17 protein-coding genes are annotated in these 15712 nt (G+C 39.0%); 6 read left to right on the plus strand and 11 right to left on the minus strand.

The features are described 5' to 3' along the window. Window positions 1-151: 151 nt before the first annotated feature. A complete protein-coding gene (locus H4J38_RS03120) occupies window positions 152-1174 on the plus strand; it encodes a GGDEF domain-containing protein (protein WP_182129343.1) in 1023 nt (340 codons plus the stop codon). A gap of 82 nt (window positions 1175-1256) precedes the next feature. After that, on the plus strand, window positions 1257-1547 hold the full coding sequence (locus tag H4J38_RS03125) for a hypothetical protein (RefSeq protein ID WP_182129345.1): 291 nt from the start codon (window positions 1257-1259) through the stop codon (window positions 1545-1547). 184 nt (window positions 1548-1731) lie between these two features. Here the strand turns inward: H4J38_RS03125 and H4J38_RS03130 are convergent, their stop codons facing one another. The 3 genes from H4J38_RS03130 to H4J38_RS03140 form a co-directional block, all read right to left on the minus strand. After that, window positions 1732-3168, minus strand: coding sequence for a M20/M25/M40 family metallo-hydrolase (locus H4J38_RS03130; RefSeq protein ID WP_259365369.1), 1437 nt, complete (start codon window positions 3166-3168; stop codon window positions 1732-1734). Window positions 3169-3432: 264 nt separating this feature from the next. Further along, the gene (erpA, locus tag H4J38_RS03135) at window positions 3433-3774 is read right to left on the minus strand and encodes an iron-sulfur cluster insertion protein ErpA (RefSeq protein ID WP_182129347.1); all 342 of its coding nucleotides are present in this window, start codon (window positions 3772-3774) and stop codon (window positions 3433-3435) included. Window positions 3775-3838: 64 nt separating this feature from the next. Next, window positions 3839-4582: a DUF6776 family protein gene (locus H4J38_RS03140; protein WP_182129349.1), complete on the minus strand. Its 744-nt coding sequence runs from the start codon at window positions 4580-4582 to the stop codon at window positions 3839-3841. 59 nt (window positions 4583-4641) lie between these two features. On the opposite strand from H4J38_RS03140, the gene H4J38_RS03145 reads away from it, so the two are divergent. The 4 genes from H4J38_RS03145 (at window position 4642) to hemL (ending at window position 9303) form a co-directional block, all read left to right on the plus strand. Continuing rightward, entirely contained in the window at window positions 4642-6327 is a 1686-nt protein-coding gene (locus H4J38_RS03145; RefSeq protein ID WP_182129351.1) for a chloride channel protein, read from the plus strand. Further along, a complete protein-coding gene (hemJ, locus tag H4J38_RS03150) occupies window positions 6327-6758 on the plus strand; it encodes a protoporphyrinogen oxidase HemJ (RefSeq protein ID WP_182129353.1) in 432 nt (143 codons plus the stop codon). Before H4J38_RS03145 ends, hemJ begins: the two co-directional genes overlap by 1 nt. Window positions 6759-6965: 207 nt before the next feature. Then, a complete protein-coding gene (locus H4J38_RS03155) occupies window positions 6966-7976 on the plus strand; it encodes an aspartate carbamoyltransferase (RefSeq protein WP_220465397.1) in 1011 nt (336 codons plus the stop codon). A 43-nt stretch (window positions 7977-8019) separates the two neighbouring features. Next, window positions 8020-9303 (plus strand): glutamate-1-semialdehyde 2,1-aminomutase, encoded by a 1284-nt coding sequence (gene hemL, locus H4J38_RS03160; protein WP_182129355.1) that lies wholly within the window; start codon window positions 8020-8022, stop codon window positions 9301-9303. A gap of 148 nt (window positions 9304-9451) precedes the next feature. Here the strand turns inward: hemL and H4J38_RS03165 are convergent, their stop codons facing one another. The 8 genes from H4J38_RS03165 to H4J38_RS03200 form a co-directional block, all read right to left on the minus strand. After that, the gene (locus tag H4J38_RS03165; RefSeq protein WP_182129357.1) at window positions 9452-9934 is read right to left on the minus strand and encodes a ClpXP protease specificity-enhancing factor; all 483 of its coding nucleotides are present in this window, start codon (window positions 9932-9934) and stop codon (window positions 9452-9454) included. A gap of 11 nt (window positions 9935-9945) precedes the next feature. Then, window positions 9946-10587 (minus strand): stringent starvation protein SspA, encoded by a 642-nt coding sequence (sspA, locus tag H4J38_RS03170; RefSeq protein WP_182129359.1) that lies wholly within the window; start codon window positions 10585-10587, stop codon window positions 9946-9948. 98 nt (window positions 10588-10685) lie between these two features. Further along, a complete protein-coding gene (locus tag H4J38_RS03175) occupies window positions 10686-11384 on the minus strand; it encodes a cytochrome c1 (protein WP_182129361.1) in 699 nt (232 codons plus the stop codon). Then, window positions 11381-12649, minus strand: coding sequence for a cytochrome bc complex cytochrome b subunit (locus H4J38_RS03180; protein ID WP_182129363.1), 1269 nt, complete (start codon window positions 12647-12649; stop codon window positions 11381-11383). Before H4J38_RS03180 ends, H4J38_RS03175 begins: the two co-directional genes overlap by 4 nt. Then, window positions 12649-13239: a ubiquinol-cytochrome c reductase iron-sulfur subunit gene (gene petA, locus H4J38_RS03185; RefSeq protein WP_182129365.1), complete on the minus strand. Its 591-nt coding sequence runs from the start codon at window positions 13237-13239 to the stop codon at window positions 12649-12651. The genes H4J38_RS03180 and petA overlap by 1 nt, the downstream gene beginning before the upstream one ends. Window positions 13240-13664: 425 nt before the next feature. After that, entirely contained in the window at window positions 13665-14057 is a 393-nt protein-coding gene (gene rpsI, locus H4J38_RS03190; protein WP_081150081.1) for a 30S ribosomal protein S9, read from the minus strand. A 3-nt stretch (window positions 14058-14060) separates the two neighbouring features. After that, window positions 14061-14489, minus strand: coding sequence for a 50S ribosomal protein L13 (gene rplM / locus H4J38_RS03195; protein ID WP_085330301.1), 429 nt, complete (start codon window positions 14487-14489; stop codon window positions 14061-14063). 230 nt (window positions 14490-14719) lie between these two features. Next, entirely contained in the window at window positions 14720-15691 is a 972-nt protein-coding gene (locus H4J38_RS03200) for a hypothetical protein (RefSeq protein ID WP_182129367.1), read from the minus strand. Window positions 15692-15712: the final 21 nt, after the last annotated feature.

Genomic DNA, 15712 nt, shown 5'->3' on the forward strand with positions numbered 1-15712 from the left:
ATCATTCAACATGATTAACTTTAAGCAAATATAATACCAATGAAAGCTAATATCTTCAGCGTTAGTCAAATTGTTGCATAGGTTTTCTTAGCTTGCACTCTACAGAATAAAATATAACAATAGTAAAATCTGAGTAGTCAAGGCGTGTTAAATGTCGCAAATTCATCAGTTAATTGAAAATTCAAAAGTAAACGAAAGCATTGCCCGTAAATTATTCGAAATTGAAACAGAAGTACTGGCTTGTCAATCAAGTGAGGAACTGCTGCAGCGTTTACTTGGGCTAATTCAAACTAAGTTTCAATTGTCTGGCATTTCGTTATTACTTGCCGAACCTACGCCTTTAAGCTATTTAATTAATGGTAATTTACAATCTAATTGGCATCAAAAAAATACTACGCAAATTTCTGCTGAAAAATTAGCGCTGTTGCACGTAGACAAAAAACCTATGTTAACCAATCAGCTTAAGCAGTTGGATAACATCGTGCCCAAATCATTACTCACGGGTGCAAAATCAGCTGCGTTAACGCCTTTATCATTAGAAGGTAAATTATTTGGTAGCTTATTATTTACCGATAAAGCCTCTGCTAGATTTCATCAGGATTTAGGCACTTTTCATTTAGAACAACTCGCGGTCAAGGTTAGCCTTTGCTTATCGAATGTATTAATTCGAGAACAGCTTCAATATATGGCGCACTATGATCGTTTAACGGGTGTAGCTAACCGACGTCTGATGGAAGTTTGTATTGGTGAGGAGCTTATTCGCCAACGCCGCTACGGTGTACCTTTTTCAGTTCTGTTTATCGATTGCAATAAATTTAAAGCCATAAATGATACCTATGGCCATGACTGCGGTGACAAGGTACTAACTTATGTCGCGACTCAACTACAAGAATTAGTTCGCGAAAATGATAAATGTTTTCGCTACGCCGGTGACGAGTTTGTGGTGGTACTTGCCAGCCAAACCCTATTGGAGGCGGAACAAGCTAGTGACCGTTTATGTCAATTTTTTAATAATAATCCTATGCCTTATCAAAATATTCGTTTGCCAATAAGTATTAGCTGTGGTGCCGCGGCAAGCAGCGGCGAAGAAACTATGGACGAATTATTAAAAACTGCCGACAAAAACCTCTATGTTAATAAAAAGGCCAGTAATGGCATGGTATTTAAACTATAAAAATAGCTTTTAAGTCAAAATAAATTTCAGCCCAATTAGAGCATTTAGTATATTAAAAGGCTTAGCGCTTGATGACAAACTCATGCCTAGGCTAGTAGATTTATTTATTAAATGTTTAGGACTATACCCTGTCGGCACATTGATTGAGCTTAATAGAAATCGCTTAGCAAAAGTTGAAAGCCGCAATCAAGACGACCCTATTAATCCAAAAGTACGTTGTTTTTATAATATAAAATATCATCGATATACCATGGCTAAAAATATTGATTTAGCTAAGGAAGCCGATTTTATTATTCTAGGGGTAAAGCTAAAGACTTTGATGTCGACCACAATCGCATTATCGAGTTTTTATTGCAGGAAGGCTGATAAGTGATAAAAACGCTAAGCTAGCAATGCATTCAATTGCCAGTGTATTCAATGAAAATATCACCATTTAAACTTAATTAAATTGAGCATAAAGCGCTACAATTTACCATGGTAATATTACAAACTGGATTAATTTACTGAAACATTAATTTGCTCAATAAACTAATCCATTGCTTTAACTATTCTACTTTTTACTTTCTAAAGTCTACCATCGCTTGTGCTGCAAAGTAGGCATACATAGTGTAAATGGCCGTATTTACTTTTAGTGCTTCTGGTTCAACTTTGTCTAAAGTATCATTTTCAGTATGGTGATAGTCAAAGTAATTAGAGCCATCAGGTGCAAAGTCAATGCTTGGCATGCCAGCGTCACTTAATGCACTCATATCTGATTGCCCTTTAGCATTGTTCTCTGGTGCAAGTGCAACACCCATTGGGGCCAAATATTGCGCTAATTCACGAACTGCATTTAGCGATTGCGCGCCAACACCTGAGGTCATTTTATATATGCGCCCTATGCCGAAATCCCACTCAGCACCAATAACGTGTTTAGCCATATCATTTTTATGATCTTTAACGTATTGCTTCGCGCCCAATAAACCTACTTCTTCAGCAGCAAATAGAATAACGCGAATGGTGCGTTTTGGACGTTTAGGTAATTGCCCAATGTGGTGCGCCGCAGCCATCACCATGCCAATACCTAAACCATCATCTAAAGCACCTGTGCCAACATCCCAGCTATCTAAATGAGCACCTAAAGCGACAATTTCTTCTGGAAATTCACTTCCGGTAAATTCACCAATAACATTGGCCGACTTAGCCACAACTTCAGCGTTAGTTTTAGCGGTCATATTAAGATACATACTAACGTCTTTGCCACGCTTGAGTTGATTAACTAATAAATCAGCATCAGGGTTAGATAAGGCGGCGGCTGGTATTTTACGCACGTCATCTTTGTATCGCATTACACCAGTGTGAGCTGTGCGATTATTGTCTGTGCCTACTGAACGCATCACAAGTGCTGAAGCGCCTTTTTGAGCAGCAACAACTGCGCCACCCACTCGCGTGCCTACTGCAGGTCCATATCCTTCACCATCAATATGACGTTCCATTTGATAAGACACAAAGGCTATTTTGCCATTAAGACTATCATCTGGTGCTGCTTTTAAATCTGCAAACGTTTCAAAGTGAGCAATGTTAGCCGTTAAACCTTCTTTTGCTGTACCTATGCTTCCACCCAGGGCTAAAACTACGACATCATGGGGATAAGGCGCAACAATTTTTGCTTCTGCCTTGCCACGTAACCAATAGCTACCCGTGACTTCTTCAGTCCATACTTTATCAAAGTCTAGGGCTTTCATTTTGTTAACTGCCCAAACAATTGATTTTTTATCACCTTGCGAGCCCATCAAACGATGACCCACTTCTGTGGTTAATGACTCAATTAATTGGTAGGATAAATCTGATTGCAATGCCGTGTTTTTCAACGCGTTTAATTGCGCTTGTTGCTCGGTGTTTAATTGTTGTGCTGAAACAATAAAACTACAAACACTTAGCAGAGCTGCTATGCAGGTACCCGCAATAATTTTAGTTCTGGTGATCATGTTTTTCCTTAAATCGATTATTTTCATTCATTTTGCCATTGTGGTTAAGTATCTATAAAAGGTAATTAACTTGCAATAATTTCCCCTCAGTCAGTTAATATCACTAATAACAAATACTGAGTAACTGTAAAGATATAGTGCCCGTTAAAAGCGCAACAATAATATTGCTAGCGTTTAAGCGACAATTTCTTCCTATACCCGCTAGTAATTACTTTTATAAACTTTTTTTAATCAGCTGGAGCGATCAAAAAAGCCGACATCAAGTCGGCTTTCATTTACTAACGATGTAGATTAAATCGAAAAAGAAGATCCACAACCACAAGTTGTACTCGCATTTGGGTTATTTACTAAGAAACGACTGCCTTCCAAGCCTTCAGTATAATCAACTTCACCGTCAACTAAATACTGCAAACTCATTGGGTCAATCACCATAGTAACGCCTTTTTTGACTATCGTCATATCACCGTCATTAACTTTTTCATCAAAGGTAAAGCCATACTGGAAGCCAGAGCAACCGCCACCTGTAACGTATACACGTAATTTCAAGTCTGGGTTTTCTTCTTCCGTGATCAAAGACAATACTTTGGTAGCTGCAGCGTCGGAAAATTTAATAGGTAATTCAGGATTTGACATAAAACTCAACTTAAAACGGATGAACTAGGGCAATTATCTTAAACTTGACTGTTTTAGTCAAGTATTATGGTGGACTCTGTGTAATATTCTCAATACTTTTTAGCCACGGATAACTATGGTCGATACGATTGTATTTTTGCCACTTACTTTTTGGCAGTATTGCAGCAACATTAATGGTTTCAGGAACAAAATTTTCTGGTAGTGTTAATTCACCACTAATAATTTGAAAGTACTGAAAACTAAACGATAAATCTTTTTTAGTAGCTGTTGATAGTTCAGATAAGGCAATACTAGTTGGCTTATTGTTCAAGCTACCAGCAATTGAAAGTTCGATATAACCTTTTGCGTAACGTTTGCGCAATAACTGTTGCACCAAAACAACTTGAAAACGGTAATGTGCAGCGCTTTCTGACTTTGTTAAATTCAATCCGTCAATGACTAAACCATTCGCTTGCTTCTCTGGTGCCATGACCTTTTCATAAAAAGCGAGTTCTTTTTTAACTTGGAAGTGCTCTTGTTCAATTGATTTTAAAGTTTGTTGGCTACGTATATTCGCCATACGTTCAACTTCAAGCTCAACTTCAAGCGTATTTATGCGCTGGGTCTTTTCAACCAATTGCTTATAGATAAAGTCTAAGCGTGTTTGTTGTTGTGATAAGGTCTGCGTTTGATAGCCGTGATAAAAATTACCCAAGCGATAGCCACAGAATAATAAAATGACAACAATGACCAAGAGTAAAATCGCCGAACTAAATGTTCCTAAGCGCGTTACTACAGTACTGAAATTTATTTTTGCTAACCAATTCATTTGAAAAGTATTATGATATCCGCAGTGTCTGTCAATATGCCCAATAAAAATAACTTAATATGAAGACAATAATTCAGCTAAAAAAGCGCCTTGCTCTACCCCAAACATCATGGCAACTATGTTTATTAGCTGCTATTGGTGGTTTTGCATCGGCGATGCTGGTTGTACTATTCATTTTTGCCATTGAAGGCGTTCAGTCATTTTTTCTGAGCGAAAAAGAAGACTATAACAGCTTAACCCCTTTAAGTCGTTTCCAATTACCAATAATTGGCGCTGTTGCCATTCTCTTCTTCGCCTGGCTTACCGGTTATAAGTATATCCGCAGTGGTATTCCTTTTGTTTTACATCGCTTAAAAATTGCCAATGGCGTTATGCCATTTCGAAACACCGTCAATCAATTCATCGGTAGTGCAATCGCACTTATCGCGGGCTTTTCCGTTGGTAGAGAAGGCCCAGCGGTGCATTTAGGTGCTGCATGTAGCAGTTATATTGGTAACAAATTAAATTTACCTTATAACGCTATTCGTAGTTTAAGTGCTTGCGGTATTGCGGCAGGTATTGCGGCTTGTTTTAATACCCCTGTAGCCGCGGTATTATTTGTGATGGAAGTTATATTAAGAGAGTATAAAGTACATATTTTTATACCGGTAATGATAGCTGCTATTGTTGGATCGATGACCACGAGCACAATTTTTGGCCCCACTCATGAGTTTGGCTATTTTACCGCCATTACTTTGAACACTGACCATTATCTTGCTTTGGCTCTACTAGGGCTTGTGTTGGGTGTTATCGCTTTTGTGTTTAATCGCTATCTAATATTAGTGATCAAACATAGTGCTCGCTTTCATATTGTGCCGCGAATACTTACCGCTGCTTTTATTACCGGCGCTCTTGGTTATGCCGTACCTTATGCTATGGGCACCGACTTAAGCGCCATTAATTTTTCTTTGCAAAACAATCTAGAGCTCCAACTATTGCTTGGCTTATTAGTCGCAAAAGTGCTGATGACCATTTTTGCGCTTGGACTAGGAATACCGGGTGGTATTATTGGCCCTATACTCGGTATTGGTGCCATCGCAGGAACATGCGGCTCAGTTATCGCAACTTACTTTATGACTGGAGATATTTCTGCTAGTGACTTTGCGTTGATGGGCATGGCAGGTTTTATGGCCGCCACACTTAATGCTCCTTTAGCTGCCCTGCTTTGTGTAGTTGAAATGTCTAACCAAATAGAAATTATTGTCCCAGCCATGATAGTTATCACCAGTGCATGTGTTTTCTCTGGTCAATTTTTTGGTAATCGTTCAATTTTTATTATGCAGCTGGAAGTTCAAGGCTTGCCCTACCGTCGACCACCAATAGAAAAGTCCTTACAGCGTATCGGGGTGATTGGCGTAATGGATGAAAATATCACGCTATTACAGCAACCAGATGATGAAACTATTGCAACGGCATTATCAAATTTAGCGCCACTTGATAATCTTATTTGTAAAATAACGGTTGATGAACAGACACAATTTATTTTTTATCAGCAAAGTTTGGCCAACATTGACGATGAACCTACAATAGAAAAGCATACGCTGTTGCCACTTTCTAGCCAATCAACACTTGCCGAAGCTTATTTATTGTTAGTTAAAACCAGAACGGGTGGGGTTTATATTCATCAAGATAATCCAGATGAAATTATGGGAATAATATCATTTGACTATATTCGCTCTTATTTATTAAAAGGAAAGACCTATTAATGGCTACCATTTTATGGCTTAAAGCATTCCATGTTATTTTTATGGTGGCCTGGTTTGCTGGTATTTTTTATTTACCGCGCATTTTTGTAAATCATGCAGAATCAACTGAACCTCTTGTGCACCAACACCTCAAGGGTATGGAGCGACGCTTACTTTATTTTGTTACACCTTTTGCCATTTTGACCGTTTTACTTGGTATTGCCATTATTTATCAATATGGTTATCCATGGTTTGTTGCCGCTAAATGGCTGCATATAAAAATAATGCTAGTGGTTTTATTGCTGATTTACCATGGCTATTGCTTTAAATTGGTCAAAACATTTGCCGCTGACAAAAACACTCGTTCTGGAAAATTTTATAGAATTTTTAACGAAGTACCAGTCATCGTATTGTTTATCATTGTTATATTAGCCTACGTCAAACCTTTTTAATATCTTGTTTGAAAATGCGTTAATATCCTTAATTCAAATCAGATAATACATTCTCAGCATTCAACTTTTGTGCTATATTTCGCAGCAAATTTTCGCTGTTGCTTAAAAAGCAACAACCCACTATTTAATATAATGAAAATACAATTATCAAGTAGCAAGTAGCAAACACTCGCCTCGGTAATTATTTTTATAATGTAGGTATTATCTATGATGAAATTTGAAGGGAACCATATCTTATCTGTATCGCAGTTCGATAGAGAGAGTATTTCCCGTATTTTAGAGATTTCAACGTTAATGGCGCCCTACGCCATGCGAAAAAAACGCTGTCATGTACTCGATGGAGCAATATTAAGTAATTTGTTCTTTGAGCCCAGCACCCGTACACGCGTCAGCTTTGGTACCGCCTTTAATCTATTAGGTGGTTTTGTCAGAGAAACGGTTGGCCAAGAAAACTCGTCATTGTCAAAAGGCGAGTCGTTATTTGATACCGCACGCGTGATCAGTGGGTATTCGGATGTCATAGCTATGCGCCACCCGACTATGCATTCAGTTGCAGATTTTGCCAAAGGTAGCAGTGTGCCAGTAATTAACGGCGGTGATGGTGCTAATGAACACCCGACACAGGCGTTACTCGACTTATTTACCATTCAGTCAGAAATGGCGCGCTACGATATGGGCCTAGATGGCTTAAATATTGTGTTAATGGGCGACCTAAAACATGGCAGAACAGTACATTCTTTATCAAAATTGATCAGCTTATATAACAATATAAAAGTCACTATGATTGCTCCTAAGGCATTACAAATGCCTGATAGCGTGGTTGCTACCTTAACCAATGCTGGGCACCAAGTCGTAATAACAGATCAAATTGAAGGTAATCTAGCCTGCGATGTTATTTATCAAACCCGCATTCAACAAGAGCGTTTTGCCAGTAAAGATGAAGCCGATTTATATCGTGGTCACTTTAGTTTGAATCGGAAAATCTATCAGCAATATTGCCACGAACACACTGTAATAATGCACCCGTTACCGCGCGATTCTCGTGCTGAAGCGAATGAACTAGATATTGATTTAAATGACTTAGATAATCTAGCCATATTCCGCCAAGCCCAAAATGGCGTTCTGGTACGTATGGCTTTATTTGCCCTAAGTTTAGGAGTTGAAAGCAGGCTAAGTCATTATGAAAAGCCCGTCACCTGGCACACCAACAAATACTAATTTTAACCTCATCAGCAGGTACGCTAACAACGAGTAGTAGATTATGACTAAAAATTCACAGCAATTATTTAATGAAGCCCAAGCCGTTATTCCTGGTGGCGTAAACTCCCCCGTCCGTGCTTTTAATGGCGTGGGTGGCACCCCCTTATTTATCAAGAAGGCCCAAGGCGCTTATATCTTTGACGCTGAAGATAAAAAATATGTTGATTATGTCGGTTCATGGGGACCAATGATTTTAGGTCACAACCATCCAGCAATTCTTGCAGCCGTTATTGAAACGGCACAAAACGGCCTTAGCTTTGGTGCGCCAACTGAACTTGAAATAACCATGGCTGAAAAAGTGCGTGAAATTGTACCTTCAATGGAAAGATTACGTATGGTCAGTTCTGGTACTGAAGCCACTATGAGCGCTATTCGACTAGCGCGCGGCTTTACCGGTCGGGACAAAATATTAAAGTTTGAAGGTTGTTATCACGGTCATGCCGACTCTTTATTAGTAAAAGCCGGGTCAGGCATGCTAACCATGGGCGTGCCAAGCTCTCCGGGAATTCCGGCTGATGTTGCCAAGCATACTTTAACAGTTAGCTTTAACAACCTTGAAGAAGTAAAACAAATTTTCGCTGAACTCGGCGATGAAATCGCTTGTATTATTGTTGAACCTGTTGCTGGCAACATGAACTGTATTCCTCCAGTAGAAGGTTTCTTGGAAGGGTTGCGCGCCATTTGTGATCAGTATAAAAGTGTATTGATTTTTGATGAGGTAATGACTGGCTTTCGCGTCGCTTTAGGCGGTGCACAAGCACATTATAATATCGTGCCTGACTTAACCGCTTTAGGGAAAGTTATTGGTGGCGGAATGCCAGTAGGTGCTTTTGGCGGTAAAAAAGAAATAATGGACTACATTGCGCCGGTAGGTCCAGTTTATCAAGCTGGAACATTATCAGGTAACCCTATTGCTATGGCAGCAGGTTTAGCGTCTTTAAATGAACTTTGTAAGGGTAATAAGCACCAACAACTAAGTGATGCCACAGAAAAGCTAGCCATGGGTTTAAAAGCTGCTGCAGAGCGCAACGGTGTATCATTAGCAATTAATTATGTTGGCGCTATGTTTGGTTTCTTCTTTACTGAAGAAGAAAATATTACTTGTTTTGCTCAGGCGACCGCGTGTGATGGCGAGAAATTCAAACGTTTCTTTCATTTGATGTTGGACGAAGGCGTGTATCTTGCACCTTCAGCGTTTGAAGCAGGCTTTGTGTCAACCGCTCATGGTGATGCCGAAATTGAATTCACTTTAGCCGCTGCAGATCGTTGTTTCTCAAAGCTATAATCTCGACAACGAATAGGAGAACATCTGTATTTAACAGTAATCTACTATTATTCAGACAATAAAAAAGGTAAGCATTATGCTTACCTTTTTTTATCACAACATCGTTTTTCTAACTAAACTTACTCAGCTTAATCCTGCTGAGTCCTGTTTATTTCTTAACAACAGACAGGCTAGGCTTTTTCGATTTTGATGCTTTAGTACTTTGCTTTTTATCTGACACTTTAGTATCTGCTTTACTGTCAACGGCTTTTACCGAAGACATTTTTACGCTTGGTTGCTCAGGCACTTCAGCAATATCGTCTGACGATGGATGTTCAATCGCTAACGATGTGCCAGCACCATTTTCTTTCGCATAAATAGCACCAACAGCACCATAAGGCACGCTCATATGTTCAAGCTTGCCACCAAAACGAGCACTAAGTTCAATTGTTTCTTCACCCATTACGATGCTACCCACCGCTGATGGAGAAACGTTCAAGACGATTTGACCGTCGTTAACATAAGACATTGGCACCATAACACCATAAACATTTACATCAACAACAATGTAGGGTGTTAAACCATTATCAGAAATCCAGTCATAAAAAGCCTTAACAATATAAGGCTTACTTGATGTCATTTCGCTTGTCATGAATTAGGTCTTTAAACCGGTGCGCCAAAGCGTAATTCACGCTCAGACTCAGTTAATGACGCTTGGAATGACTCACGTTCAAATACGCGTAACATGTAAGATTTTAGTTCTTTTGAACCTTGACCATCTAGCTCAATACCCATAACAGGTAAGCGCCACAATAGAGGAGCTAAGTAACAATCAACCAAACTAAACTCTTCACTCATAAAGTAAGGTGCTTCATTCAAAATAGGGGCAACACTTAACAAACTTTCTTTCAATTCTTGACGCGCTTTTGCTGCTGCATCGGCTGGTCCATTGTAGATAGTTTTAGCTAGGCTGTACCAGTCTTGCTCAATACGATGCATCATTAAACGGCTACGACCACGAGATACAGGGTAAACCGGCATAAGTGGTGGATGAGGAAAACGTTCATCTAAGTATTCGATAATAATTGACGCTTCATAAAGCGCTAATTCGCGGTCAATTAACGTAGGCACTGTGCCATAAGGATTTAAATCAAGTAAATCCTCTGGTAAATTGGCTAAGTCAACCAAATGGATGTCTACACCGACACCCTTCTCTGCCAACACAATGCGGGTTTGATGACTATACATATCATCTGCATGCGAATATAAAGTCATAACAGAGCGTTTGTTTGCGGCTATGGCCATAAATGCCTCCAAAAAATTCTTAATTAAAAAAACTAACAAAGGGGGCCAAAGCCCCCAGTAATGTCTAAAGTTTACACTGTTTTAAGGAACATTAATAACTAGTGTACATCTCTCCAGTATTCTTTCTTCAGTAAGTAAGCAAAGAATAACAAGATAAATAGGAAACCAATAACCCAATAACCCATGCTTTCACGCTCAAGTTTATTTGGCTCACCGGTATATTCCAAGAAGTTGGTTATATCTCGAGCAAAAGTATCATACTCTTCTGCTGTCATTGAACCACCAGTAGCCTCAGAAAGGTTACCGTGCTCATCCATTGTGCGAACACCTTGAAGGTTTTGTAAAACATGCGGCATACCAACGTCTGGAAACACCTTGTTGTTAACACCAAAAGGACGGTTTTCATCAACATAAAAAGAACGCAAGTATGTATAGATGTAATCAGGACTTCTAAAGCGAGCTTCAAGTGTTAAATCAGGTGGTGAACTACCAAACCACTTAGCCGCTTCTTTAGCTGGCATAGTATTGGTAATATGATCACCAGCTTTTTCACCGGTATACATATAATTAGCTACACCATCTGCATCAGAGATACCCAAATCAGCAAAAGTACGATTGTAACGCTGATACTTTAATTCGTGACAGGCTAAACAATTGTTAATGTAAGCTTCAAAACCACGTTTTAACGAGGCTTTGTCACGTAAATCATTATTAGCTTCATCTAATTGTAAGCTTGGTCCAGCTGCTATTGCTAGCATAGGAAGTACAGCTAAAACTGCTAAAATAAATTTTTTCATTTTCCTGTCACCCTCTCTGGAACTGGCTGGGTTTTTTCGTTTTTACTGTAAATCCATATCGCAACGAAAAATCCAAAGTAACCAAAACTCGCAATGGTACCAATCATGTTATTTAATGGCGTCGCAGGCAAAGTACCTAAAACACCTAAAATAATAAAACAAATAGCAAATTGGATAAGGTTAACTGTGTGTGCAGTACAACGATAGCGAAGAGACTTCACAACACCACGGTCACACCAAGGCAACATGAACAATGCGATTATCGCACCAAACATACCAATAGCCCCTAAAAGCTTATCCGGGATAATACGTAAAATGGTGTAAAAAGGACCAAAATACCATACTGGAGCAATATGCTCTGGTGTTTTTAAACCGTTAGCAGGTTCGAAGTTTGGCGCTTCTATAAAGTAACCACCACCTTCTGGGGCAAAGAACATAACGCCACAGAAAATAATTAAGAAGATCACCACAGCAACTAAATCTTTTACCGTGTAATAAGGATGGAACGGAATCGCATCAACAATATCGTACTTCTTAGTATACTGCTCGTGGAAGGCAAATTTACTTTGCTCTTCAGGAGGAACACTGCCTTTAGGCTTTTTAATATTAGTGCCGTCAGGGTTGTTTGAACCTACTTCATGTAACGCTAAAATGTGTAAGAAAACTAACACAACTAACACTAATGGCAAGGCAATAACATGCAACGCAAAGAAACGGTTTAGCGTCGCCCCGGATATAACATAATCACCACGAATCCACAGTGTTAAGTCGTCTCCAATTACAGGAATAGCGCCAAATATAGAGATAATAACTTGTGCACCCCAGTACGACATATTACCCCAAGGTAATAAGTAGCCCATAAATGCTTCAGCCATTAATACTAAGAAGATTAGCATACCGAACAACCACAGTAATTCACGCGGCTTTTGGTAAGAGCCGTACATCATGCCACGGAACATATGCATGTATACGACCACAAAGAATGCAGAAGCACCCGTTGAATGCATATAACGCAATAACCAACCGTAGTCGACATCACGCATGATGTATTCTACAGAAGCAAAAGCACCATCACCTGAAGGTTCGTAGTTCATTGTTAACCATACACCGGTTAACAATTGGTTAACTAAAACAACACTCGCCAAAATACCGAATACATACCAAAAGTTAAAGTTTTTTGGTGCAGGGTATTGTGCGGCATGTTTATTCATTGCGTCCATCAAAGGTAGACGCTGTTCGATCCAAGCCATTAAGTTAGAAAACATTATGCTTCTCCTCCAGATACACCAATCAACAATGTACCTTCAGTAGGGAATGAATGCTCAGGAACCATTAAGTTTGTTGGCGCTGGTACACTTTGAAAAACACGACCAGCCATATCAAATTTAGAGCCATGACATGGACAATAAAAACCATCTGTCACGCCTTCTACTTGCTCCTCAAAGTTACCTTTGAGATATGTTGGAGCACAACCTAAATGAGTACATACGCCTAATGCCACCATAATTTCTGGTTTAATCGAGCGAAATTCATTCGTAGCATACACTGGCTGTTGCGGTTTTTCTGAATCAGGATCTTTCAATTGCCCGTTATGCGCACTCAAGCCAGCTAAAATTTCTTCTGACCTACGAACCACATATACAGGTTTACCGCGCCATTCAGCACGAATTAATTGACCAGGCTCTAATTTACTTACATTGACTTCAACCGGCGCACCTGCAGCTTTCGCACGCGCGCTAGGGTTCCAAGAACCAATGAAAGGCACAGCCACACCGACAACACCCACACCACCAACTACCGAAGTAGCAGCAGTTAAAAAGCGTCGACGGCCATTGTTAACAGGCACATTGCTCATTCAAACTCTCCAATTATTATCTAGCTAAAACAACAACACGTGACTAAGAAAAGTGCTTAGTTACTGTGAAGATTGCTGATCGACTAAATCAACGACAAAAAAATTGCTCTGATAATAAAGAAAACCCTTGTTTTTTACAAGGTAATTAACCTTTTCAACACAGGTTTATGCAAATAAAAGTCAATTTTTATACTCACTAAGTCAAATAAATAAAAACTATTCGTATTTATGGTTAAATTACCCTGTTACTTATAAATAAAAATTAAACAAGAACAGCTATTTAAGATATGAGTTTTGAAATTATAAACAATGGTGAGCCAGTATTTTTCAGTGAGAAATTTAAAGCCGCAAAGTGTAATGCCACATAATTTTTTGCCATAAAAAAACCGGCAGAAGCCGGTTTTTGAAATAACATAACGTAAAAATTAACGTTTTGAAAATTGTGGCTTTTTACGAGCCTTGTGTAGACCAACTTTCTTACGTTCAACTTTACGAGCATCACGAGTAACGAAACCAGCATTACGTAGAGCACTACGTAAAGTTTCGTCAAACTCCATTAATGCACGAGTAATACCGTGACGAATTGCGCCAGCTTGACCAGAAATACCACCACCAGTTACAGTGATGTTAAAGTCAAACTTTTCTAACATTTCAACTAAGTCTAATGGTTGACGAACAACCATACGAGCCGTTTCACGACCAAAGTATACAGAAATGTCACGTTTGTTAATTGTGATTGCACCGTTACCAGCTTTCATGAACACACGAGCAGTTGAGCTCTTGCGACGACCAGTACCGTAATATTGATTATCAGCCATTGCTTACAGCTCCAAAAGTTGTGGTTGTTGTGCAGTATGTTTATGTTCAGTACCCGCGTAAACTTTAAGCTTACGGAACATTTCACGACCTAAAGGACCTTTAGGTAACATACCCTTAACTGCGAATTCAATAACGCGCTCTGGAGCTTTTTCGATTAGCTTTTCAAAGCTAATTTGCTTAAGACCACCAACAAATTCTGTATGCGAGTAGTAAATTTTACCCTTCGCTTTATTACCAGTTACTCTTACTTTCTCAGCATTGATAACAACGATGTAATCGCCAGTATCTACATGAGGAGTATATTCTGCTTTATGCTTACCGCGTAAACGGCTTGCAATTTCAGTAGCGATACGACCTAAAGTTTTATCTTCGGCGTCCACTAAGAACCATTCGCGTTGTACGCTTTCTGGTTTAGCTACAAAAGTTTTCATTAAAAAACCCAATTATATAAATGTTACTTAAATAATAACCTAAGAAAACCTTAAGTTATCCGTTAAAGACTACGCTATTGCCCCTTCGAGCATCGAGTCCGTTGCCAGTCCTCTGGAAAAAGAACAAGCTTTGTAACGTAGGGAGGCCGGATTATACAGAACAATAATCAAAAGATCACGCCTATTTTTTAATCTTTTTGTCACTAAAGCGAAATAATCAAAAAAAAGCATTAACCTGCATTAAATGCTTTACTCAATCGTTTTTTATCCTGGTCTAATGTGCTTAATTGTAATTTAACATAGCTAAGCATATGAGCTTCAATGCGTGGAGATAACTCTGGATAAAGTGCTTTAAGTTGCATTAGGGCTGAGACAGTTGCCAGTTTGTAAGCTCGGCTTGCCAATAAACTGGCTTCTTGAGCATAAATTGGCCGCCAAAGCTTATCGGGCAATTCTCTACCTTTTGTTTTTGTGTACGCTTTAGCTATTTCTTTCATAAGCAAAGCGCCGTATCTGTAGCTCTCGCTAATATCAGTAAAGGCAATTATGGCTTTTTCATCTTGCTGGATTCTGGCATAGATTTCTGCGTCTATTATATTAGCAAAAGGCTTTTGCCTAGTCATAAAGGCATTTATAAAATATTTGTTCACTGTCCGCATTGAAAACAATTCTGCCCGCCAAGTATTTACCTCTAATTGATTGGTTGTTTGCCAAGGCATTATTGCCTGCTCGTAAGCCGGATATTGTTGTGAAGATTTTTTAGCATGCGTGCATAAATCAAGGGTGATTTCTGGGTGATACTGTTTAATTATTTGCAAACGCTTTTTATAAGCAAACGCATAAACCTCGCTAAAAATAAGATAATACAACTTGTTACTATTTTGTAAGATTAATTTTTCGCTGTCGTCTGTTAGTGTTTTATTAATTATCGCTTGATCAATAATATATTGATTAAACAATGGAAAACTTGAGTTTATGGTATTTTTTACCGCTTGCTGATTTTGGCTACAAGCAGAGTTAAACAATTGAGCTCGCCACACTAAATATTCGCTCTGCCACATAGCAGCAATAGCCTCTGGTAAATATTTTTTTGTTATATCAAGAGACTTTCTATAAGGGTTATCAGCAGGCTCAGCCAACACATTTAACGTAAATAGCGCAATTAAAACAGCGCCGTAGTGGATAATCTTTTTAGTTAGCATTTACATGAACTCCATTTCAAT

This window comes from Colwellia sp. BRX10-3 (assembly GCF_014077505.1).
Classification (GTDB): domain Bacteria; phylum Pseudomonadota; class Gammaproteobacteria; order Enterobacterales; family Alteromonadaceae; genus Cognaticolwellia.

What these genes read in the sequence shown, in the direction of transcription:
- H4J38_RS03120 (WP_182129343.1), top strand. Translation starts at nt 152, where the DNA reads ATGTCGCAAATTCATCAGTTAATTGAAAATTCAAAAGTAAACGAAAGC.
- H4J38_RS03125 (WP_182129345.1), top strand. Translation starts at nt 1,257, where the DNA reads ATGCCTAGGCTAGTAGATTTATTTATTAAATGTTTAGGACTATACCCT.
- H4J38_RS03130 (WP_259365369.1), bottom strand. Translation starts at nt 3,168, where the DNA reads ATGAAAATAATCGATTTAAGGAAAAACATGATCACCAGAACTAAAATT.
- erpA (WP_182129347.1), bottom strand. Translation starts at nt 3,774, where the DNA reads ATGTCAAATCCTGAATTACCTATTAAATTTTCCGACGCTGCAGCTACC.
- H4J38_RS03140 (WP_182129349.1), bottom strand. Translation starts at nt 4,582, where the DNA reads ATGAATTGGTTAGCAAAAATAAATTTCAGTACTGTAGTAACGCGCTTA.
- H4J38_RS03145 (WP_182129351.1), top strand. Translation starts at nt 4,642, where the DNA reads ATGAAGACAATAATTCAGCTAAAAAAGCGCCTTGCTCTACCCCAAACA.
- hemJ (WP_182129353.1), top strand. Translation starts at nt 6,327, where the DNA reads ATGGCTACCATTTTATGGCTTAAAGCATTCCATGTTATTTTTATGGTG.
- H4J38_RS03155 (WP_220465397.1), top strand. Translation starts at nt 6,966, where the DNA reads ATGATGAAATTTGAAGGGAACCATATCTTATCTGTATCGCAGTTCGAT.
- hemL (WP_182129355.1), top strand. Translation starts at nt 8,020, where the DNA reads ATGACTAAAAATTCACAGCAATTATTTAATGAAGCCCAAGCCGTTATT.
- H4J38_RS03165 (WP_182129357.1), bottom strand. Translation starts at nt 9,934, where the DNA reads ATGACAAGCGAAATGACATCAAGTAAGCCTTATATTGTTAAGGCTTTT.
- sspA (WP_182129359.1), bottom strand. Translation starts at nt 10,587, where the DNA reads ATGGCCATAGCCGCAAACAAACGCTCTGTTATGACTTTATATTCGCAT.
- H4J38_RS03175 (WP_182129361.1), bottom strand. Translation starts at nt 11,384, where the DNA reads ATGAAAAAATTTATTTTAGCAGTTTTAGCTGTACTTCCTATGCTAGCA.
- H4J38_RS03180 (WP_182129363.1), bottom strand. Translation starts at nt 12,649, where the DNA reads ATGTTTTCTAACTTAATGGCTTGGATCGAACAGCGTCTACCTTTGATG.
- petA (WP_182129365.1), bottom strand. Translation starts at nt 13,239, where the DNA reads ATGAGCAATGTGCCTGTTAACAATGGCCGTCGACGCTTTTTAACTGCT.
- rpsI (WP_081150081.1), bottom strand. Translation starts at nt 14,057, where the DNA reads ATGGCTGATAATCAATATTACGGTACTGGTCGTCGCAAGAGCTCAACT.
- rplM (WP_085330301.1), bottom strand. Translation starts at nt 14,489, where the DNA reads ATGAAAACTTTTGTAGCTAAACCAGAAAGCGTACAACGCGAATGGTTC.
- H4J38_RS03200 (WP_182129367.1), bottom strand. Translation starts at nt 15,691, where the DNA reads ATGCTAACTAAAAAGATTATCCACTACGGCGCTGTTTTAATTGCGCTA.